This is a genomic window from Pseudomonas sp. BRM28, assembly GCF_002939405.1.
Lineage (GTDB): Bacteria > Pseudomonadota > Gammaproteobacteria > Pseudomonadales > Pseudomonadaceae > Aquipseudomonas > Aquipseudomonas palmensis.
Map to the genome: position 1 here is coordinate 3,928,035 of NZ_PEFV01000001.1, position 15,382 is coordinate 3,943,416.

General features: G+C 63.2%; 12 protein-coding genes. 8 read left to right on the plus strand and 4 right to left on the minus strand.

Going from position 1 to position 15,382, the window contains the following annotated elements; translation table 11 throughout:
- Positions 1 to 4 precede the first annotated feature (4 nt).
- The 6 genes from CR917_RS18545 to CR917_RS18570 all read left to right on the plus strand — a co-directional run bounded on the left by CR917_RS18545 (position 5) and on the right by CR917_RS18570 (position 7,886).
- Positions 5 to 373 (plus strand): phage holin family protein, encoded by a 369-nt coding sequence (locus CR917_RS18545; protein WP_104572773.1) that lies wholly within the window; start codon positions 5 to 7, stop codon positions 371 to 373.
- Positions 370 to 705, plus strand: a complete 336-nt coding sequence (locus tag CR917_RS18550; RefSeq protein WP_043864599.1) for a hypothetical protein — start codon at positions 370 to 372, stop codon at positions 703 to 705. Before CR917_RS18545 ends, CR917_RS18550 begins: the two co-directional genes overlap by 4 nt.
- Positions 706 to 802: 97 nt before the next feature.
- Positions 803 to 1,966: an EAL domain-containing protein gene (locus tag CR917_RS18555; RefSeq protein ID WP_104572774.1), complete on the plus strand. Its 1,164-nt coding sequence runs from the start codon at positions 803 to 805 to the stop codon at positions 1,964 to 1,966.
- A 62-nt stretch (positions 1,967 to 2,028) separates the two neighbouring features.
- The gene (locus CR917_RS18560; protein ID WP_054916205.1) at positions 2,029 to 3,360 is read left to right on the plus strand and encodes a deoxyguanosinetriphosphate triphosphohydrolase; all 1,332 of its coding nucleotides are present in this window, start codon (positions 2,029 to 2,031) and stop codon (positions 3,358 to 3,360) included.
- Positions 3,361 to 3,597: 237 nt separating this feature from the next.
- Positions 3,598 to 4,224 carry a response regulator transcription factor gene (locus CR917_RS18565; protein ID WP_043864602.1) on the plus strand — a complete coding sequence of 209 codons (627 nt, stop codon included), beginning with the start codon at positions 3,598 to 3,600 and terminating at the stop codon, positions 4,222 to 4,224.
- A gap of 8 nt (positions 4,225 to 4,232) precedes the next feature.
- Complete coding sequence (locus CR917_RS18570; protein ID WP_104572775.1) at positions 4,233 to 7,886, plus strand: transporter substrate-binding domain-containing protein; 3,654 nt, start codon at positions 4,233 to 4,235, stop codon at positions 7,884 to 7,886.
- A gap of 42 nt (positions 7,887 to 7,928) precedes the next feature.
- Here CR917_RS18570 and CR917_RS18575 read toward each other — a convergent pair whose 3' ends face one another.
- Entirely contained in the window at positions 7,929 to 8,273 is a 345-nt protein-coding gene (locus tag CR917_RS18575) for a YggL family protein (protein ID WP_104572776.1), read from the minus strand.
- A 215-nt stretch (positions 8,274 to 8,488) separates the two neighbouring features.
- Here CR917_RS18575 and dacB point away from each other — a divergent pair, with 215 nt between their 5' ends.
- Complete coding sequence (gene dacB, locus CR917_RS18580) at positions 8,489 to 9,952, plus strand: D-alanyl-D-alanine carboxypeptidase/D-alanyl-D-alanine-endopeptidase (RefSeq protein ID WP_043864605.1); 1,464 nt, start codon at positions 8,489 to 8,491, stop codon at positions 9,950 to 9,952.
- 85 nt (positions 9,953 to 10,037) lie between these two features.
- Here dacB and rlmKL read toward each other — a convergent pair whose 3' ends face one another.
- On the minus strand, positions 10,038 to 12,236 hold the full coding sequence (gene rlmKL, locus CR917_RS18585; protein ID WP_054916208.1) for a bifunctional 23S rRNA (guanine(2069)-N(7))-methyltransferase RlmK/23S rRNA (guanine(2445)-N(2))-methyltransferase RlmL: 2,199 nt from the start codon (positions 12,234 to 12,236) through the stop codon (positions 10,038 to 10,040).
- 540 nt (positions 12,237 to 12,776) lie between these two features.
- Here rlmKL and rmf point away from each other — a divergent pair.
- Entirely contained in the window at positions 12,777 to 12,992 is a 216-nt protein-coding gene (gene rmf, locus CR917_RS18590) for a ribosome modulation factor (RefSeq protein WP_078479587.1), read from the plus strand.
- Positions 12,993 to 13,086: 94 nt separating this feature from the next.
- Here rmf and CR917_RS18595 read toward each other — a convergent pair whose 3' ends face one another.
- Positions 13,087 to 14,112 carry a quinone-dependent dihydroorotate dehydrogenase gene (locus CR917_RS18595; protein WP_043864607.1) on the minus strand — a complete coding sequence of 342 codons (1,026 nt, stop codon included), beginning with the start codon at positions 14,110 to 14,112 and terminating at the stop codon, positions 13,087 to 13,089.
- Positions 14,113 to 14,266: 154 nt separating this feature from the next.
- Positions 14,267 to 15,310 (minus strand): OmpA family protein, encoded by a 1,044-nt coding sequence (locus CR917_RS18600; RefSeq protein WP_043864608.1) that lies wholly within the window; start codon positions 15,308 to 15,310, stop codon positions 14,267 to 14,269.
- Positions 15,311 to 15,382: the final 72 nt, after the last annotated feature.

Here is a 15,382-nt window from a genome sequence, read left to right on the forward strand (position 1 = left end):
GGGTATGGAAACCGAAACCACCAGCTCGTCTTCACGGCGCCTTGGCGCCGCCATCCTTGGGCTGCTGCACGGCCACGTCGAACTGTTCGGCATCGAACTGCAGGAACAGAAGGCGCGCACCCTGAGCCTGCTGCTGTTCGCCGGGCTGGCCCTGGTGTTCGCCCTGCTGTTGCTGACGGCCTTGTCGGCGCTGCTGCTGATTCTGCTTTGGGACAGTTATCGCCTGGCCGGCATCATCGGCCTGTGCGTGTTCTACAGCCTGGCGGCGGTATTCTGCGGGCTGCGCCTCAAGGCAGCGGTGTTCGACGAGTCCTCGCCGTTCCATGCCACCCTCGAAGAACTTGCCAAGGACCGGGAGCGCCTGTTGCCATGAGCCTGCCTGAATTGCCGCAAACCACCGACCGCCGCGAACTGCGCAAGGCCCTGGTACGCCTTCGCCTGGAAATGCGTCGCCAGGAAATCCGCCACGAATCCGGGCAACTGCTCAAGCCGCTGACACGCCTGCGCGGGGTGGGCGACTCCCTGCAAGGCGGGCTGCAGGGCGGCCTGGGCATCAAGCACGCACCCCTCTGGGGTATCGGCGCCGTGGTGCTGCTGGGCTTTCTGACCGGCAAGGGCGCACGCAACGGCAGCCTGACACGGCTGGCCGGCGTGGGCAGCAGCCTGACGCCGCTGATACGCCTGTTCATGCAGTCAAGGCGCTGAACGCAAACTGGCTGCATTCTTGCAATACGAGGTGGCGGGCCGCAGGCTTGCCGTGCTGAGCATCCGGCCAGCCGTCTCGTAAAAACAAGGAGCCGCCGTGTACGACGGGCACCCGCTCGCCTGCTATCAACCCTTCATCGATACGGCCACTGGCCGCATCGCCGGTATCGAAGCCCTTGGCCGACTGGTTCAGGCCGACGGCCAGCTGCGCTCGGTCGGCCCGCTGTTCATTGACCCGCAAATGCCCACCGCAGCCCTGCGCACCCTCGATCGCACGCTGCGTGGCCAGGCCCTGGCAACCTTCAGCCAGGCACCGGGCGACTGGTTTCTGAGCCTGAACATCTCGCCCCGCTGGATCAGCGAGCTGACTGCCGACGAACCCTTGCCCAGCCTGATGCAGGTACGACAGCACGGCATCGATCCACGCCGGGTGGTCTTCGAGATCACCGAACAGGGCGGCGACCTGCAGCGCCTGGCCGATGTGGTCACGCGCTATCGCCAGGCCGGCGCGCGCATCGCCATCGATGATTTCGGCGCCGGCTACTCGCAGCTGGACCGGGTGCTGGCGCTGCAGCCAGACATTCTCAAGCTCGACATGCGCCTGTTCCAGGCCGCCGCCCGCGGCGGGCCCAGCAGCGAAGTGGTCAAGGCCCTGGCCCAGATGGCCGAGAAGACCGGGTGCTGGATCATTGCCGAAGGCGTCGAGAACGAGGCCGAGCTTGACTTCGCCCTGGAATGTGGCGCGCGTTACCTGCAGGGCCACCTGTTCGCCCAGGCCCAGGCCGGTTTTTTCGCCAGCGATGCATTCGTCACCCGCTTCGGCCACCTGCGCGAGCGCTACGTGCAGGCCAAGCTGGACGAGCGCGCACGGCTGATGCAGCGCCGCCAGCAACTGGCCGAACTGATGCCACGGCTGCAGGCCTGGGCGCAGGCCAAGGCCTCGGTCGAACAGTTGCCGAACCTGCACGCCTACCCTTGGGTGCTGCGGTTTTTTCTGTGTGACCTGCACGGCACCCAGCTCACCCCCAATCTGGAATGGCACGGCCAGCACTGGCACGTGAACAACGGCTACCAGGGCCACAACTGGTCATGGCGGCCCTACTTTTATCACCTGCTGGCCGAGGGCTGGGATGAGCGCCGGTTGATTCTGTCCAGCACCTACCGCGACGCCACCACCAACCAGTACTGCATGACCGCCGGCCAGTTCTTCGACGACGGGCGCCGCCTGCTGCTGATCGACCTGGATGCCGATGGCCTCTGAGGGTTGCGGCCACGTCCGGGACACGGGAAGCTAGGGGCCTGCCCCGCACTGGAGAACCGGCCTTGGACTGGCACACACTGCTTACCCGCGAACGCCTCGGCAAAACCCTGCACAGCCCCGAAGAACTCGGGCGCAGCCCCTTCCACAAGGACCACGACCGGATCATCTTCTCGGGTGCCTTTCGCCGCCTGGGGCGCAAGACCCAGGTACACCCGGTCACCAGCAACGATCACATCCACACGCGCCTGACCCACTCGCTGGAGGTCAGTTGCGTGGGCCGCTCGCTGGGCATGCGGGTGGGCGAGACACTGCGCGACAGCCTGCCGGACTGGTGCGCGCCCAGCGACCTGGGCATGGTGGTGCAGTCTGCCTGCCTGGCCCACGATATCGGCAACCCGCCGTTCGGCCACTCCGGCGAGGACGCAATCCGGCACTGGTTCCAGCAGGCCGCCGGACGCGGCTGGCTGGATGCGATGAGCGATGCCGAACGGGGCGACTTCCTCAATTTCGAAGGCAATGCCCAGGGCTTTCGCGTGTTGACCCAACTGGAGTATCACCAGTTCGATGGCGGCACGCGCCTCACCTACGCCACCCTGGGCACCTACCTCAAGTACCCCTGGAGCGCCCGCCACGCCGATGCCCTGGGCTACAAGAAGCACAAGTTCGGCTGCTACCAGAGCGAGCTGCCGCTGCTGGAGCAGATCGCACGCAAGCTGGGCATGCCGCAACTCGAGCCGCAACGCTGGGCCCGGCACCCGCTGGTGTACCTGATGGAGGCCGCCGACGATATCTGCTATGCGCTGATCGACCTGGAAGACGGCCTGGAAATGGAGCTGCTCGACTACGCCGAGGTAGAAGCGCTGCTGCTGGGGCTGGTGGGTGACGACCTGCCGCAAACCTACCGCCAGCTGGGCCCCGGGGATTCGCGCCGGCGCAAGCTGGCGATCCTGCGCGGCAAGGCGATCGAGCACCTGACCAACGCCGCCGCACGGGCATTCGTCGAGCAGCAGCAAGCCTTGCTGGCCGGCACCCTGCACGGCGACCTGGTCGAGCACATGCACGGCCCGGCCAAGCGCTGTGTGCTGCAGGCCAAGGACATGGCGCGCAAGAAGATCTTCCAGGACAAGCGCAAGACACTGCATGAAATCGGTGCCTACACCACACTGGAGATTCTGCTCAATGCATTTTGCGGCGCAGCGCTGGAACAGCACGGCGGACGCACGCCATCGTTCAAGCACCGGCGCATCCTTGACCTGCTGGGCAACAATGCGCCCGACCCCAACAGCACATTGCACAGCGCCTTCCTGCGCATGATCGACTTCATCGCCGGCATGACCGACAGCTATGCCAGCGAAATGGCCCGCGAAATGACCGGGCGTTCAAGCCCGATCTGATGCAGTTGACCCGATCAATACGCTGCAACTTCCACGTATGTAACGTAGGCGATTGCAGCCGTATTGATTAGTGCGCAAAACGTTATAGCGCGCTTGAAAATCAACTATTTGTAGCCTTGCGCCCAACTTATTGTAGGAATTTTCCCATATTAAGTTTGAGCGCAACTCTATTTACGTGCACGCCTTCCAACTGGGCTATGGTGCGGCTTCTTTATGGCCCCTACCTGGAAGGTGATTATGCACTCCGTATTTATTGTCGACGATCATCCCGTCATTCGCCTGGCTGTACGCATGTTGCTGGAGAACGAGGGTTATCGGGTCACCGGCGAATCCGACAATGGCGTGGACGCCATGCAGATGACCCGCGAAACCGTGCCCGACCTGATCATCCTCGACATCGGCATCCCCAAGCTGGATGGCCTGGAAGTGCTGTCGCGCTTCAACAGCATGGCCGTGCCGATGAAGGTTCTGGTGCTGACTGCGCAATCACCCGTACTGTTTGCAACACGCTGCATGTTGTCGGGCGCCTGCGGTTATGTATGCAAGCAGGAGGACCTCAGCGAGTTGCTCAGTGCCATCAAGGCGGTACTTTCCGGTTACAACTATTTCCCCAGCCAGGCAATAAACCCACTTCGCCATCAGGACAGCGGCGACAGCGAGATGGAACTGTTCAAGACCGTCAATGATCGGGAGCTGATGGTTCTGCAACTGTTTGCCCAGGGCAAGAGCAACAAGGAAATTGCGTCCGGCATGTTTCTCAGCAATAAAACCGTGAGCACCTATAAAAAACGCCTGATGCAGAAACTCAAGGCCAACTCGCTGGTGGAACTGATCGAGATGGCCAAACGCAACGCGCTGGTATGAGTGCGAGCATGGCCAAACGTCTTCTGTTGTTCTGCCTGCTGTTCGCCGGGGCCTGTCTCGCCCCTTCGCTCTGCGCCAACGGACCCGGCGAGCGCAGCTACGAGCTGCTCAGCCGCAGCGGCCTGGCGGCCATGGCTTTAACCCCCACACCGGCCCAGGCCGACTGGCTCGACAAGCATGAGGTGCTGGTACTGGGCACTTCGGCACCGGACTACGCGCCGTTCGACATCACCGCCAGTGGCCGCGATTACGAGGGCCTGACCGCCGACTACGCCGGCCTGATCGGCAATACCTTGAACCGGCCCATTCGGGTCAAGCGCTTCGCCAACCGCGACAAGGCCCTGCAAGCCCTGATAGACGGGCACATCGACCTGCTGGGAAGTGCCAATGGCTACGATGCCGCCCTCCCCGAGGTGGCCCTGTCGCGCCCCTATGCCGAAGACCTGCCGGTGCTGGTCACCCGCGAAAATGAAACCCGGGCACTGGACAACGGCCTCAAGGGGCTGCGCCTGAGCGTGGTTGCCCATTACCTGCCATTGAGCGAGGTTCGCGCCACCTACCCCAACGCAACGGTGCAGACCTACAGCTCCTACCACAATGCCCTCAACGCGGTGGCCTTCGAACAGGCCGACGTGTTCCTGGGGGACGCCTTGTCGACCTATTACCAGATCAACCAGGGCTACCTGAAAAACCTCAAGATGGTGAACTTCGGCAAACACGAGCCTGTGGGCTTCAGCTTCGCCCTGCGCGCCGACAACCCGCTGCTGCTCGAGCTGGTCAATACCACCCTGGACGCGGTCACCAGCGCCATGCGCACCAGTATCTTCCAGCGCTGGAGCATCGGCGACGGCATGCTGCTGACTGATCGCAAGCTGCAACTTTCCCCACGCGAACAACGCTGGCTGGCGGCACACCCGGTGGTGCGCGTGGTGGTGGACGAAAACGCCGCGCCGCTGTCGTTCTACGACAGTGCCAACAACCTGCGAGGTATCGTTGCCGACCTGCTCGAGCTGATCCGTCTGCGCACCGGCCTGCGTTTCGAGATCCATCGCAGCGCCGGCATCAGCGACATGATCGACCAGTTGCACCAGGGTCGCGCCGACGTCATTGCCACCATCACGCCCAGCACACAGCGCGAAGCCACCCTGAACATCAGCCGGCCCTACCTGGAGAACGCCTACGTGCTGGTCACGCGCAAGGGCGAGGACGAACCTGCCTCGCTGCGCCAGCTGTATGGCAAGCGCCTGGCCGTGACCCGCGGCAGTACGCTCAACGACGGGCTGCGCATTCGCCATGGCGGCATCGAGCTGGTTGAAACGGAAAGCCCCGCAGCCTCCGCCGAACTGCTGTCGCGTCACCAGGTCGACGGCATGGTCACCGCGCTGATCAATGCCAATTTCAGGCTCACCACCCAAAAGCAGCTGATCATCCGCGCCAACATCGGCGACGAGCCGGCGACCTACTCCATGGCCACCGCCCAGGGCGCCGACGAACTGACCTCTATCCTCGACAAGGCCCTGCTTAGCATCCCGCCCCAGGAGCTGGGCGCAATCAATGGCCGCTGGCGCGATTTCAGCGGCGAACCCAGCTCCTACTGGCAAAGCCACCAGCGCTTCATCATTCAACTGGTGCTGGGCACTGGCCTGCTGCTGATCCTGTCGCTGGCCTGGAACGGCTGGATGCGTCGCCAGATCAAGAAGCGCGAGCAGATCGAGCGCGCCCTGGGCGACCAGCTCGAGTTCATGCGGGCGCTGGTCAACGGCACGCCGCACCCGATCTATGTGCGTGACCGCCAAGGCCTGCTCAAGAGCTGCAACGACAGCTACCTGCAGGCCGTTGAGGCGCGCGCCGAAGAGGTACTGGGCAAGTCCATCCACGATGCGCCGCTCACCGATGTCGACAATGCCAGTCAGTTTCAGGCGGACTACCAGCAGGTGATGAACGAAGGCCTGCCATTGATCGTCGACCGCCCCATGATGCTGAAGAACCGCGAGCTGACCATCTACCACTGGGTACTGCCGTACCGCGACTCGCTGGGCGAGGTACAGGGCATCATCGGCGGCTGGCTGGACATCAGCGACCGCCGCCAGCTGATCCAGGAACTGCGCCAGGCCAAGGAGCAGGCCGATAACGCCAACCGCGCAAAAAGCAAGTTCCTGGCCACCATGAGCCACGAGATCCGTACCCCCATGAACGCGGTGATCGGCATGCTCGAGCTGGCACTCAAGCGCGCCGATGCCGGGCACCTCGACCGTCCCGCCATCGAGGTGGCCTACAGCTCGGCCAGGGACCTGCTGTCGCTGATCGGCGATATCCTCGACATCGCGCGTATCGAGTCCGGCCACATGAGCCTGAGCCCCCAGCGCGTCAACCTGGGTGAGCTGGTGGAGTCGGTGGGTCGGGTGTTCGAGGCCCTGGCCCGGCAGAAGGACCTCAGCCTGAGCCTGGTCATCGACGAGAGCGCCTGCCGCGACGTGCTGCTCGACCCGCTGCGCTTCAAGCAGATCCTCTCGAACCTGGTCAGCAACGCGATCAAGTTCACCGACCAGGGCCAGGTACGCGTGGACCTGGCCCTGCAACCGGGGGCCGGGCCCGATACCCTGCAACTGCTGCTCTCGGTCAGCGACAGCGGTATCGGCATCAGCGCGACCGACCAGCAGTACCTGTTCCAGCCCTTCGCCCAGGTCGCCCCCGACAGCCCGCTGGCACGCAGCGGCACCGGCCTGGGCCTGGTCATCAGCCGCAGCCTGTGCGCCATGATGGGCGGCCAGCTGACGCTGCACAGCGAACCGGGCACCGGGACCGAGGTGAAGATCAGCATGCCGCTGACGGGGCTGGCAGCCTGCGAGAAGCTCGCCGACCCCGTGCCCCAGCCGACCTTGCCGGCGCCGGCGGTGAAGGTGCTGGTGGTCGACGACCACCCGGCCAACCTGCTGCTGATGGGCCAGCAGCTGGACTTTCTCGGCGTGCAGCACACCAATGCCGACAGCGGCCTGAGTGCGCTGCAGGCATGGCGCCTGGAGCCTTTCGACGTGTTGATCGTGGACTGCAACATGCCGCAGATGGACGGCTACCAGTTGGCCCAGGCCGTACGCGAGGAAGAGCGCATACTCGGGCGCGCGCCATGCACCATCCTGGCCTACACCGCCAATACCCAACCTGAAGTGCGTGATCGCTGCCACGCCGCGGGCATGAACGACTGCCTGCTCAAACCCATCACCCTGCATGAACTCAGCCAGCGCCTGAACGACGCTCCCCTGTCGGCAGGCCGCGCCCGTGGTGACATGCCCCTGATCGACCTGATGGGGCTGGGGCCGATCATCGGCAACGACCCAGGCGAACTGCGCCGCCTGCTCGAACAGTTGCTCAGTTGCGCCCCGATCGACCGTCAGCAACTGCTCGACGCCGATACTCGCGGCTCGCCGGCAATACTCAGGGACGCTGCACACAAGGTGCTGGGGGTGGCGCGCATGGTGCAGTCCGAAGCGCTGATGCTGGCCTGCGAACGGCTGGAAGCGGCGTGCGAGGACGCTGCGCCAGAACCTGTGCTCAGGCGACGCAAACGGCAGGTGCTAAGGGCGATGAACGAGGTGGATCAGGCGTTGCGCGATACGCTGGAGGCGCTGTCGCAGCCCACGGGAACGGGGCCGATGCAGGGGTAGAACGCAAGCGGCAGCCACCAGGGCTGCCGCTTTGACGAGGTATCAGCTAGCCGGGTTGACCGGCTTTTCCGGATACCAGGCATCCAGCAACGGGCTGACTTCGATCTTGGTCAGCTCGCTGCGGCCTTTGAGCCATGCCTGCACTGCAGTACGCTGCTCTTCGGTGACAGAGCCACGATCTGCCTTGCAGACCAGACCGAAGTCGTCGCCGCCGACGTAGTCCAGGCCGTTGGCATCCATGGCTTCATCCAGGAAGGCGTCGAGGAAAGCGTCAATGGCTTCGTCGGACAGGTCTTCCTTGAACTCCAGGTTCAGTTCGAAACCCAGCTCCTGGAACTCGTCTACACACAGTTTTTTACGCAGACGGCGGGAACGGTTGGTCGCCATGAAACAATCCTCTTAAGTAATAACGCGCGGCACTTTACCAGTTCCACCGCGAAACTGCCTGAATAAAACCCGAAAAATCGCCGCACTGACAGGCATTGTTAGGCACATGGGCAGCATGCGTGGTGCATAATGCGCGCTATATTTTTCCATACCGGGGCCGTCACCCTATTGCGCTCTGGTTTTTTTCACCCCTCGCCTGCAGGGTTTCAGTGCAAATGACCACATCTCTACGTTCACTGCTGTTCGCCGGCCTGCTGCTGCCACTGGCCATGCCGGCCCACGCCGCCCCCGTCAACACCACCCTTTCGCCCAAGGTGCAACAGGCCCTCAAGACCAACAAGCTCGACGGCTCCGCGCTGTCGCTGGTGATGCTGCCGCTCAATGGCCCGGGCACACCCACGGTGTTCAACGCCGATGTGTCGGTCAACCCGGCCTCGACCATGAAACTGGTCACCACTTATGCCGCGCTGGAAATGCTCGGCCCGACCCACCAGTGGAAAACCGAGTTCTACACCGACGGCACCCTGAGCAACGGCACCCTCAACGGCAACCTGTACCTCAAGGGCGGCGGCGACCCCAAGCTGAACATGGAAAAACTCTGGCTGCTGATGCGCGACCTGCGCGCCAACGGCGTACAGACCATCAATGGCGACCTGGTGCTGGACCGTAGCCACTTCGTGCAGCCCCAGCTTCCCCAGTTCAACGACGACGGCGGCGATGAAAACAAGCCGTTCCTGGTCAAGCCCGACTCCCTGCTGGTCAACCTCAAGGCCTTGCGCTTCGTGGCACGCAACGATGGCGGCAAGGTCCTGGTATCGGTAGAGCCGCCCATCGCCAGCATCCGCATCGACAACCAGGTCAAGGCGGTACCGGGCAACCAGTGCAAGGGCGAAGTGCGCTACAACCCGGTGACCCAGGCCGACGGCGTCAGCGTGGTGGTCAGCGGCCAGTTGGCTGACGGCTGCAACTCCCAGACCTACCTGGCACTGCTCGACCACCAGACCTACGCCGCCGGCGCGGTACGTGCCATCTGGAACGAACTGGGCGGGCGCATCATGGGGGCTGACCGGGTTGCCGAAGTTCCCAAGAGTGCACGCCTGCTGGCCCGCGCGTTCTCCCCGGACCTAGTGGAGGTGATCCGCGACATCAACAAGTACAGCAACAACACCATGGCCCAGCAACTGTTCCTGAGCCTGGGCGCGCAGTACCGCACCGATGCCGACGGCGACGATGCCCGTGCCGCACAGCGCGTGGTGCGCCAGTGGCTGGCGAAGAAAGGCATCACCGCGCCGCATCTGGTCATGGAGAACGGTTCAGGGCTGTCGCGTGCCGAGCGTGTCAGCGCCAGGGAAATGGCCACCCTGCTGCAGGCAGCCTGGAAGAGCCCCTACGCTGCCGAATTCATCAGCTCGATGCCGCTGACCGGCATGGACGGCACCATGCGCAAGCGCCTCAAGCGCACCGCCATGACCGGTGAAGCACACATCAAGACCGGCACCCTGAATACGGTGCGTGCCATCGCCGGCTTCAGCCGCGACAGCAACGGCAACACCTGGGCGGTGGTGGCAATTCTCAACGACCCCAAACCCTGGGGCGCCTCGGCAGTGCTCGACCAGGTGCTGCTGGACCTGTACCGCCAGCCAAAGCTCAACAGCAGTACCGCAGCGCTGCAACCCTGAGCCGGGCTCAGGGCTCCACCCGGGCATGTAGGCGGTGGCTGCAAGGTAGCCACCCCCCACACGCCTGATCACATCCTGCGCGCCATCAGCGCGCCTGGATGCGCCATGCGCGGTGGATCTTGCTGTTGCGCGCGAAGTCCGGGTCCAGGGTCTGGGCGGTGATCTCCTCGACCGCGTAACGCTCCTGCAGGTGTTCGTCGAGCTGGAACTTGCGGAAGTTGTTGGAGAAATACAGCACGCCACCCGGTGCCAGGCGCGCAACGGCCAGGTCAAGTAGCTCCACATGGTCACGCTGCACGTCGAACACCCCTTCCATGCGCTTGGAGTTGGAGAAGGTCGGCGGGTCGATGAAGATCAGCTCGTACTCCTCGCGGCAGGCCTGCAGCCACGCCATCACGTCGCCCTGCTCCAGGCGGTTCTTGTCCGAGAAGCCGTTGAGCGAGAAGTTGCGCCGCGCCCAATCCAGGTAGGTTTTCGACAGGTCGACACTGGTGGTGCTGCGTGCGCCACCCTTGGCCGCATGCACGCTGGCCGTGGCGGTATAGCAGAACAGGTTGAGGAAGCGTTTGCCGGCCGCCTCGCGCTGGATGCGCATGCGCATCGGGCGATGGTCGAGGAACAGCCCGGTATCGAGGTAGTCGGTCAGGTTGACCAGCAGCTTGACGCCGCCTTCGCTCACCTCGGTGAACTGACCCTGGCTGCTCTGGCGCTCGTACTGCTTGGTGCCGGATTGCCGCTCGCGCCGCTTGATCACCACGCGGCTCTGGTCGATGTTCAGCGCCTGGGGGATCGCCGCCAGGGCATCGAACAGGCGCGCCTGGGCTTTTTCCGGGTCGATCGAGCGCGGCGCGGCGTACTCCTGAACATGCACCCAGTCATGGTAGAGGTCGATGGCCAGCGCGTATTCCGGCATGTCGGCATCGTAGACGCGATAGCAGGTGATGCTCTCGCGCTTGGCCCACTTGCCCAGCTGCTTGAGGTTCTTCTGCAGGCGGTTGGCGAACATCTGCCCGCCTTCGCTCAGACGCGCCGGCTCGCTGGCGACTGAAACCACGGGCTCGCTCGGCTCGCTGCCCCGCTCGCGCTCTGGCTGACGACGCTCGCCGGTGACGAACTGATCGGGCTGCACCCTGATCAACAGCAGCTTGCACGGCAGCGCGCCGTTCCAGAAGGCGTACTGCTTGTGGCTGCGAATACCCATGCGCTTGCCCAGATCGGGCGCGCCGGTGAATACCGCCGCCTCCCAGTTCAGGCAGGCCTGGCGCAGGCGTTCACCCAGGTTCTGGTAGAGATACAGCAGGCTGGCTTCATCACCCAGACGCTCACCGTAGGGCGGGTTGCAGATTACCAGGCCCTTCTGGTTCTGGTCGGGACGCGGCTCGAAGCTGCCCACTTCGCCCTGGTAGATCTTGATCCAGTCGCTCAGGCCCGCACGCTCGACGTTGTTGCGCCCTGGCTGGATCAGCCGCGGATCGGCCTCGTAGCCGCGGATCCACAGCGGCGGACGTGCCAGCCCGGCTTCGGCGCGCGCCTTGGCCTCGTCGTGCAGCTTGCGCCACAGCGCCGGCACGTGACCCAGCCAGGCGCTGAAGCCCCAGCGCTCGCGGCGCAGGTTCGGCGCGATATCGGCGGCAATCATCGCCGCCTCCACCAGGAAGGTACCCACACCGCACATCGGGTCGGCCAGCGCGCCGCCCTGGGCAGCAATACGCGGCCAGCCGGCACGGATCAGCACGGCAGCGGCAAGGTTTTCCTTCAGTGGCGCAGCCCCCTGCTGCAGACGGTAGCCTCGCTGGTGCAGGCTGTGGCCGGACAGGTCCAGGGACAGAATCGCCTCGCCGCGTTCCAGGCGCAGGTGCACACGCAGATCGGGGTTGAGCTTGTCTACCGAAGGCCGCTCGCCCGCCGCGTTGCGCAGCTTGTCGACGATGGCATCCTTGACCTTGAGCGCGCCGAAGTGGGTGTTGTCGATGCCCGAGCCGTGCCCGCTGAACTCCACGGCCAGGCTGCCGGTGGCTTCCAGGTGATCCTGCCAGTCGACGGCGTTGACCCCGTCATACAGGTCATCGGCGTTCTTCATGTTGAAGCGCTTGAGCACCAGCAGTACGCGGTTGCCCAGACGCGACCAGAGGCACAGGCGATAGGCGGTTTCCATGTCGGCTTCGCCGCGAATGGCCGAGGTGTGCTCTCGCACATCCTCCAGGCCCAGCCCACGGGCTTCTTCGGCAAGCAGGCCTTCCAGGCCCTTGGGGCAGGTGAGATAGAGTTCGAAACGGTCCGACATGAGTAATCCAAGCCTTGAGCAATAGGTGAAAAGGCAAGCGCATCGCCCCTTCGCTGTTTGATCGAACGCCTTCCAGCAGGCGTTCGAATGGCGCTGACATGGCGCCGGGCCGCCGGACAACGGCCATTTACCCCAGGGTAAAAAGGCTTTGATCGTCCGGCAGAATGAAAAATTCTAGTAAAACTGCGACTTTTTATGACCCTTCGTCGTTTTGAGCCCCTGCGTTGGAAGTGATTCTCAACGATGGCGTTCTGACCTGAGCCATGAGCAAAGCCTGATCATAGCTGGCTTTGCCTTCATTTCGCCGCTGAAGCAATTTTTTACTTATCCCCTGACCCTTGGAAAGGTTACGTCCTTATGACAAAACGATCATTCACACTGTGACCTGCATTGGTTAGAACTCGTATCAGGTTGTCCTGCAACGGGGCAACACTTCCAGCTCGCCACGCCGGCAGCGAGCGCATAACCGGCAGAACGACTCTGCCCGGCCTCAGCCGAGGCCGACGGGACATTACAGTCAACAAGTGAGGGCAACACCCTATGAGAAGACTTAAGCGTGATCCGTTGGAAAGAGCATTTTTACGTGGCTACCAATATGGGGTCACCGGCAAATCCCGCGAGCTTTGCCCTTTTACTCTACCGTCAGTACGCCAAGCCTGGGTCAACGGCTGGCGCGAGGGACGTGGCGACAACTGGGACGGTATGACCGGCACTGCGGGTATCCATAGACTCAACGAACTTCACGCCGTTGGCTGAACGAGGATCTGAATTCTAGTCACCATGCACGCTCTATCCGAGCGGCGGGCTGCGGCCCAGGGGCCCCTTTTGAGGGGCCCTTTTTTATGCCCGCTCAGCGTGGCCCCATGGCGGCGATGGCGTCCACCGACTCGCGAATCAGCGCAGGCCCCTTGTAGATGAACCCGGAGTAGATCTGCACTAGGCTTGCGCCGGCCGCGATCTTCTCGGCGGCGTGCTTGCCTTCGGTGATACCGCCTGCTGCGATGATCGGCAGCTTGCCACCCAGTTCGGCGGCCAGCATGCGCACCGTGTGGGTACTCTTGTCGCGTACCGGGGCGCCCGACAGCCCACCGGCCTCGTCAGCATGTGCCAGGCCTTCCACGCCTTCGCGGCTGAGGGTGGTGTTGGTCGCGATCACTGCGTCCATGCCAGTGGCCAGCAAAGCCGACGCCACCTGTGCGGTTTCCTCATCGCTCATGTCCGGGGCAATCTTGATGGCCAGTGGTACGCGCTTGGCATGGGTCAGGGCCAACGCCTCACGGCGCTCGGCCAGGGCCTGGAGCAGTTGCTTGAGCGAATCGCCAAACTGCAGGCTGCGCAGGCCCGGGGTGTTGGGCGAACTGACGTTGACGGTGACGTAGCTGGCGTGACCGTAGACCTTCTCCAGGCAGATCAGGTAATCGTCCACTGCCCGCTCCACCGGGGTATCGAAGTTCTTGCCGATATTGATGCCCAGCACGCCATGGTAATTGGCCGCACGCACACGCTCGAGCAGATGATCGACGCCCAGGTTGTTGAAGCCCATGCGGTTGATGATCGCCTCGGCTTCAGGCAAGCGGAACAGCCGTGGCTTGGGATTGCCTGGCTGCGGGCGCGGGGTGACGGTGCCGATCTCGACGAAACCGAAGCCCAGTTGAGCGAAGCCGTCGATGGCGGCACCGTTCTTGTCCAGCCCCGCTGCCAGCCCGACCGGGTTGGCGAACTGCAAGCCCATGACGGTTACCGGCAACTGCGCCGGCGCCTTGGTCAACAGCCCGTTGAGGCCCAGGCGCCCACCTGCACCGATCAGGTCCAGCGACAGGTCGTGGGAGGTTTCCGGGGACAGTTTGAACAGCAGCTGGCGGGCCAGGGTATACATGGGCAGGCTTAGCTCGAGGTGTGGGAAGGCAGCGATTATAGCGGTGCAGCCGCGACGAAGACAGGCCCGCGTACGCCTTGCACCCACCGCCCGATCAAATCGCAGGCAAAGAAAAGCCCGGCCGGAGCCGGGCTTTTCTCAAGCGTCAGACCAATTACTTGGCTTGGGCTTCTACTTGAGCTTCAACGCGACGGTTGACAGCGCGACCAGCTTCGGTGGCGTTGTCAGCTACCGGACGGGTCTCACCGTAGCCAACCGATTCAACGCGGTTCGACTCAACACCGTACTGGTTGGTCAGAACCTGCTTCACGGCGTTTGCACGACGCTCGGACAGCTTCTGGTTGTAAGCGTCAGGACCGACGGAGTCAGTGTGACCTTCAACAGTGGTGGTGGTGGATGGGTACTGCTTCATGAAGTCAGCCAGGTTCTTGATGTCGCCGTAGCTGTTTGGCTTGACGACCGACTTGTCGAAGTCGAACTTGACGTCCAGCTCTACACGAACGACTTCAGCAACAGCCGGGCAGCCATCAGCGTCAACGGTGACGTTGGCTGGGGTGTCAGGGCACTTGTCGACGTTGTCGCACACGCCATCGTTGTCGCTGTCGGAGCAGACTTCAGCTACTGGAGCTGGCGCAGGAGTCGGTGCAACCTTGCCACCGCTACCACCGAAGTTCAGACCCAGACCCAGGGATGGGCCCCACTCGGTGTTGCCGTTGTCGATGTTGTACATCGCTTCAACGCCAGCACGGGCGAACAGGTTGTCGGTGATGTACCACTTGGCGCCAGCGCCCAGGTTGGCGAAGGTGGAGTGATCGCGACCGTTACGGGTAGCTTGGCCCAGGCTCTCGTGAGCGAAACCAGCCGATACGTAAGGACGGATTGCGTCACCAACGGTACCCAGGTGGTAGGTGGCGTCCAGCTTGGCCTTGGAACCTTTGATGTCCTTGTTGAACACGTCGCCACGAGCGTTGTGAGTCTCGTTGTAGCCCAGGTCCAAGGACACGTCGTCGGTCAGGAAGTAACCGAGGCGAACACCAGGATTGGTGCCGTCGTTCTTGAAGTTACGCTCGCTGTCGTAGTACTGCTTGGTGACGTTGCCTTCAATTTCGACTGCGCCTTGGCCTTGTGCCAGAGCGCCGAAGGAAGTTGCGGCAACAAAAGAACCAATGGCCAAGCCCAAGGTGTTTTTCAATTTCATCCGTTAAATCCCCATCTGGTGATTGTTAAGTAGTCCCACCAAACCCGGGGGACAACTCGTCGACAAGTTTAG